This window comes from Streptomyces sp. NPDC055078, from assembly GCF_053607985.1.
This window is the reverse complement of the sequence record NZ_JBSGUP010000479.1, coordinates 1-6,314: the sequence shown is the minus strand read 5'-3', so window position 1 is coordinate 6,314 and position 6,314 is coordinate 1. Positions and strand designations below refer to the sequence as shown.

Sequence of the window (6,314 nt, the reverse complement as noted above, 5' to 3'; positions counted from 1 at the left end):
CATCAGGGGCGAGGCCCGGCAGATCAGGTCGGCCGCCGAGACGGCGGCCGAGCGGATGCGCTCGGAGGCCCGCGCGGCGGCCGACCATGCCGTGGACGAGGCGCGGGAGGCCGCGGCCAAGCGCCGCAGGGACGCGGCGGAACAGGCCGACCAGCTCATGAACAAGGCTCAGGAGGAGGCGCTGCGCGCGGCGCTGGAGGCCGAGGAGCAGGCCGACACCATGGTGGGCGCGGCCCGCAAGGAGGCCGAGCGGCTGGTCGCGGAGGCGACCGTCGAGGGCAACACGCTGGTGGAGCGGGCCCGTACGGACGCCGACGACCTGCTGGTGGGCGCGCGCCGCGACTCCACCGCCATCAGGGACCGCGCCGAGGAGCTGCGGATCCGGGTCGAGGGCGAGGTCGAGGAGCTGCACAACCGCGCCCGCCGGGAGACCACCGAGCAGATGAAGACGACGGGCGAGCGCGTCGACCAGTTGATGAAGGCGGCCCACGAGCAGCGCGATGAGGCGTCCCAGAAGTCCAAGGAGCTGCTGTCCGAGGCGTCTTCGGAGGCGAGTACGGTACGGATCGCCGCGGTCCGCAAGGCCGAGTCACTGCTCAAGGAGGCCGAGCAGAAGAAGGCCGAGCTGATCCGCGAGGGCGAGCGGATCAGGTCGGAGGCCGAGATCGAGGCGAAACGTCTGGTCGGCGACGGCAAAAGGGAGTTGGATGTGCTGGTGCGCCGGCGCGAGGACATCCAGACCGAGATCTCCCGGGTGCAGGATGTCCTGGAGGCGCTGGAGTCGTTCGAGACGCCGTCCGCGAACAGCAAGCCGTCCGGCTCCGGAGGCGGCGTCAAGGCGGGTGCGACAGCGGGGGTTACCCGTTCGAGTGGCAAGTCTTCTGACGGCTAGCCACTCAAAAGACTGGACATTCTCCAGATCAAACCCGTATCCGCTCGATGACACGCCGCTAAGGCGCCTAGGATTCCCCCTATCACCTCACCGGTCCCATTCGACAGGAACCCCATGAGCGACACATCCTCCCCCTTCGGCTTCGAGCTCGTGCGGCGTGGTTACGACCGCGGCCAGGTGGACGACCGCATTACCAAACTCGTTGCCGACCGTGATAGTGCACTGACCCGGATCACCTCCCTGGAGAAGCGCATCGAGGAGTTGCACCTCGAAACGCAGAACGCCCAGGCCCAGGTCACCGACGCGGAGCCCTCGTACGCCGGTCTCGGCGCCCGCGTCGAGAAGATCCTCCGCCTCGCCGAGGAGGAGGCGAAGGACCTGCGCGAGGAGGCCCGCCGCGCCGCCGAGCAGCACCGCGAGCTTGCCGAGTCCGCCGCCCAGCAGGTGCGCAACGACGCCGAGTCGTTCGCGTCCGAGCGCAAGGCGAAGGCCGAGGACGAGGGCGTCCGGATCGTCGACAAGGCGAAGAGCGACGCCACCCAGCTGCGCGGCGAGGCGCAGAAGGACGCGCAGTCCAAGCGCGAGGAGGCCGACGCGCTCTTCGAGGAGACCCGCGCCAAGGCCGCCCAGGCCGCCGCCGACTTCGAGACGAATCTCGCCAAGCGCCGTGAGCAGTCCGAGCGGGATCTGGCGTCGCGTCAGGCGAAGGCGGAGAAGCGGCTCGCGGAGATCGAGCACCGCGCCGAGCAGCTGCGCCTGGAGGCCGAGAAGCTGCGTACGGACGCGGAGCGCCGGGCCCGTCAGACGGTGGAGACCGCGCAGCGTCAGTCCGAGGACATCGTGGCCGACGCCAACGCCAAGGCCGACCGTATCCGCAGCGAGTCGGAGCGCGAGCTGGCGGCGCTCACCAACCGCCGCGACTCGATCAACGCGCAGCTGACGAACGTCCGCGAGATGCTGGCCACGCTGACCGGTGCCGCGGTGGCGGCGGCCGGTACGCCCGCCGACGACGAGCCGATCTCCCGCGGTGTCCCGGCCCAGCAGTCCCGCTGAGCCGTCCGTATGAGGTCCCGTTAGGTCTCGTTGGGTCCCTCAGGGGACTCGTAAGGTCTCGTTCGTATCAAGATTGCCCCATGCCCCCCGTCGCTCAAGTGGCGGGGGGCATGGCGTGCCTTTAGCGTTGCCGCATGATCGAGCTTGAGGGCCTCACCAAGCACTTCGGTGCCAAGGTCGCCGTCGACCATCTCTCGTTCCAGGTCAGGCCGGGGGTGGTGACCGGCTTCCTCGGTCCGAACGGCGCGGGCAAGTCGACGACGATGCGGATGATGCTCGACCTCGACAATCCGACGAGCGGCAGCGTACGGATCGACGGCAAGCACTACCGCGACCTTGAGGAGCCGCTGAAGTACATCGGCGCGCTGCTGGACGCCAAGGCGATGCACGGCGGGCGGAGCGCGTACAACAATCTGCTCTGTCTGGCGCAGGCGAACCGTATTCCCGCGTCCCGGGTCTCCGAGGTGCTGGACGTGGTCGGGCTGAGCGCGGTGGCGCGGAAGAAGTCGAAGGGCTTCTCCCTCGGAATGGGCCAGCGGCTGGGTATCGCCTCGGCGCTGCTGGGCGATCCGGAGATCCTGATGTTCGACGAGCCGGTCAACGGGCTCGACCCCGAGGGAATCCACTGGATCCGCAATCTGATGAAACAGCTCGCCTCCCAGGGGCGCACGATCTTCGTCTCCTCCCATCTGATGAGCGAAATGGCCCTCACCGCCGAACACTTGATCGTGATCGGCCAGGGACGGCTGCTCGCCGACACCTCGATGGCGGCGTTCATCCACGAGAACTCCCGCAGTTATGTACGGCTGCGCTCACCGCAGCAGGAGCAGTTGCGCGATGTGCTCCACGGCGCGGGGTTCACCGCGGTCGAGACCTCGGGCGGGGCGCTGGAGATCGACGGTGCGACCACGGAGGAACTGGGTGAGCTGGCGGCCGGGCACCGGATCGTGCTGCATGAGCTGAGCGGCCAGCGCGCCTCCCTGGAAGAAGCGTTCATGCAGATGACGGCGGGCGCCGTCGAATACCACGCGCACGGGACGAGCGAGGGCCCGTCTGCACAGCAGCCACCCGGCCCCCAGTGGGGCGAGAACTACCGGAGCAGGGAGGGATCCTGACCCATGGCCTCGGTACCCGCGGTCCTCACCTCGGAGTGGACCAAGATCCGTTCGGTGTCGTCGACGACCTGGACGCTGGTGTCCGCCTTCGTGGTCACGGTGGCGATGAGCGCCGCGCTGTGCGCGCTGTTCAAGGCGACGTTCGACGATCTCTCCCAGGAGGAGCAGCTCACCTTCGACCCGACGTTCGCCAGTTTCTCGGGGATGGTTCTCGGCCAGTTGGCGATGGTGGTGTTCGGGGTACTGGTGGTCGGCACGGAGTACAGCTCCGGCATGATCCGTACCTCGCTCGCCGCCGTGCCGCAGCGGGCGACCTTCCTCTTCAGCAAGATCACGGTGGCCACGGCACTGGCGCTGGCCACGGGCCTGGCGACGAGCTTCGTCTCCTTCTTCCTCGGGCAGGCGCTGCTGGGCGAGCACCGGACGACGCTCGGCGCGGACAACGTCCTGCGCGCGGTGGTCGGCGGCGGTCTCTACATGGGGCTGATCGCACTGTTCTCGATGGCCGTCGCGACGATGCTGCGCAGCTCGATGCTTTCGCTGGGCATCCTGATGCCGTTCTTCTTCCTGGTCTCGCAGATCCTGGCGTCGGTGCCGAAGGCGAAGACGGTCGCCCGGTACTTCCCGGACCAGGCGGGCTCCAAGATCATGCAGGTGGTGCCGGAGGCGATGGGCACCGACAAGGCGCCGTACGGCCCCTGGGCCGGGCTGGGGATCATGCTCATCTGGGTCGTGGTGGCGCTGGCCGGCGGGTATCTGGTGCTCAAGAAGCGGGACGCGTAGCAGTACGGGTAGGGCCGGGGGCGCCGGGGGCCGGAAGCGCGGCGGGCAGGGGTCCGGGGTTCGAGGTCCGGGGTCCGGGGTCCGGAGGCGCGGCGGGCAGGGACCCGGGGCCGGGGTCCGGGGTCCGGAAGACACGTAGCGGCCCGGAAGCGGGACGCGCGGCGGCCCGGATTCCGCTCCCCCGCCGGGTCCCGCCGACCGCTCCCGTACCACCCGCAACGTTGTGAAAGTGTTACGGCGTGGCTGGAACTGTCAAAGAGTAGCTATCCTCCTAACTCTTACGGGGGCGTGCGCTGGACAGCCGTGCCCCGACGACCCGCAAGTCGATGGGGCTGGAGAATGATCGAGGCAGTCGGCCTGACGAAGCGCTACGGCGCCAAGACGGCCGTGTACAACCTTTCCTTCTCGGTGAGGCCCGGTGCCGTCACCGGGTTCCTCGGCCCCAACGGCGCGGGCAAGTCCACCACGATGCGCATGATCCTCGGCCTCGACAACCCGACGTCGGGCACGGTGACGATCGGCGGGCGGCCCTTCAGGGACGTCCCGAACGCGCCCCGCCAGGTCGGCGCGCTCCTGGACGCCAAGGCCGTGCACGGCGGGCGCAGCGCGCGCAACCATCTGCTCTCGCTGGCGCAGCTCTCCGGCATCCCCGCCCGCCGGGTGGACGAGGTCCTCGGGGTCGTCGGCCTCCAGGAGGTGGCCAAGAAGCGTTCCAAGGGCTTCTCCCTCGGTATGGGCCAGCGGCTGGGCATCGCGTCGGCGCTCCTCGGCGACCCTCAGGTGCTGCTGTTCGACGAGCCGGTCAACGGGCTCGACCCTGAGGGCATCCTCTGGGTCCGCAATCTGATGAAGCAGCTCGCCGCCGAGGGCCGTACGGTCTTTGTCTCCTCGCATCTGATGAGCGAGATGGCCCTCACCGCCGACCATCTGATCGTGATCGGGCGCGGCCAGCTGCTGTCCGACATGAGCGTCGGCGACTTCATCACGGCGAACTCCGCGGACTTCGCCCGGGTGCGCACCCCGGAGGGCGAGCCGCAGCAGCGCGAGAAGCTGTCCGCCACGCTCACCGAGGCGGGCGCGCAGGTCATGTCGGAGCCGGACGGCGCCCTGCGGATCATGGGGCTGCCGCTGCCGCGGATCAGCGATCTGGCGCACTCCGCCGATGTCCGGCTGTGGGAGCTGTCGCCGCACCGGGCCTCGCTGGAGGAGGCGTATATGCGGATGACACAGGGCGCGGTCGACTACCGCTCGACGTCCGACCAGAAGGCGGGTCTTGTCCCGCAGCCGATGCCCGGGTACGGGCCGCCGCAGCCGCAGATCCCCGAGGTCCCGCAGCAGGGCTGGTACGCCCCGCCGCCGGCCGGCCACAATCCGTACGCCGCGGCGCCGGGTGCCGGCCACGCCCCGGGCGGCGGCCACGCCCCGGGCGGCGCGGTCCCGCCCTCCGCGGCGCCCATCGCCCCGCCGGGTGCCGTCCCGCCGACCAGCGCCCCGCCGGCCGCTCCCCGGGCCGCCGCCGCCCCCGCCGACCAGACCACCAAGCCCGAGGACCCCCGATGAGCACCCCCTACCAGCGGCAGGGCGCTCCCGGCGCTGTGTACTCCTCGCCGATCCCGATCCGCAGGGCCCACCTCGGCGACGCGCTCGCCTCCGAGTGGACCAAGATCCGTTCCGTACGGTCCACGATGTGGACGCTCGGGGTGATGGTCGTCCTGATGATCGCCAGCGGTGTGCTGGTCGCCTGGGCGGTCTCGGCCTCCGGAACCGATGTCCGGGGCGAGCCGATCCTGGCTCTCGGCTTCTTCGGCACCCTGCTCAGCAGCATCTGTGTGATCACTCTCGGAGTGCTGACGGTCACGTCGGAGTACGGCACCGGCATGATCAGAACCACGCTGACGGCGTGCCCCAGCCGGTCCCGGGTACTGACCGCCAAGGCGCTCGTGTTCTTCGCGCTCGTCTTCACCGTCACGCTGGTGCTCACCGCGCTCGTCGCCGTGATCCAGCTCGCGATCGTCGGCCAGGGCGTCACCCCCGATGGCGAGGAGTGGTTCCGCGCCACCTTCGGTGTCAGCCTCTGGCTCGCGCTCCTCGGGCTGCTGTCGCTGGCGGTGGGCTCACTGATCCGCCACTCGGCGGGGGCCGTCACGATCATGATCGGCGTGGTGCTGCTGCCGCTGGTGCTGGCGCTGTTCATGTACTCGGATTCACTCAGCGGGGTGCGCGACGCGTTCTTCGAGTACTCGATCCCCAGCCAGCTCGGTGTCCTCTACGGCAACACCGTGTCCGAATCGGGCGGCCCGCAGGGCTGGGACCCGCTGTGGATCATGCTGGGGGTGGCGGGCGTCGCGCTGGCCGCCGCGTACGCCGCGCTGAACTCCCGCGACGTCTAGGGCCTGTCCGGGACCCGGCGGACAGGCTCCGTACTCCGGCTCAGTACTTCGGCGCGTTACGGGACCGCCGCACCCTTGTGG

Annotated in this window: 5 protein-coding genes and 1 pseudogene; all 6 read left to right on the top strand. The window is 69.8% G+C overall.

Features of this window, described 5'->3' with window-relative positions:
- Positions 1-892, top strand: a pseudogene (locus ACWF94_RS29785) (hypothetical protein); the annotation flags it as partial.
- Positions 893-1,006: 114 nt separating this feature from the next.
- Positions 1,007-1,945, top strand: a complete 939-nt coding sequence (locus ACWF94_RS29780; protein ID WP_453495250.1) for a cellulose-binding protein — start codon at positions 1,007-1,009, stop codon at positions 1,943-1,945.
- 134 nt (positions 1,946-2,079) lie between these two features.
- On the top strand, positions 2,080-3,060 hold the full coding sequence (locus ACWF94_RS29775; protein WP_453495247.1) for an ABC transporter ATP-binding protein: 981 nt from the start codon (positions 2,080-2,082) through the stop codon (positions 3,058-3,060).
- A 3-nt stretch (positions 3,061-3,063) separates the two neighbouring features.
- Positions 3,064-3,843: an ABC transporter permease subunit gene (locus ACWF94_RS29770; RefSeq protein WP_453495244.1), complete on the top strand. Its 780-nt coding sequence runs from the start codon at positions 3,064-3,066 to the stop codon at positions 3,841-3,843.
- Positions 3,844-4,182: 339 nt separating this feature from the next.
- Positions 4,183-5,403, top strand: a complete 1,221-nt coding sequence (locus ACWF94_RS29765) for an ABC transporter ATP-binding protein (protein WP_453495241.1) — start codon at positions 4,183-4,185, stop codon at positions 5,401-5,403.
- On the top strand, positions 5,400-6,233 hold the full coding sequence (locus ACWF94_RS29760; protein ID WP_453495238.1) for an ABC transporter permease: 834 nt from the start codon (positions 5,400-5,402) through the stop codon (positions 6,231-6,233). Before ACWF94_RS29765 ends, ACWF94_RS29760 begins: the two co-directional genes overlap by 4 nt.
- Positions 6,234-6,314 lie beyond the last annotated feature (81 nt).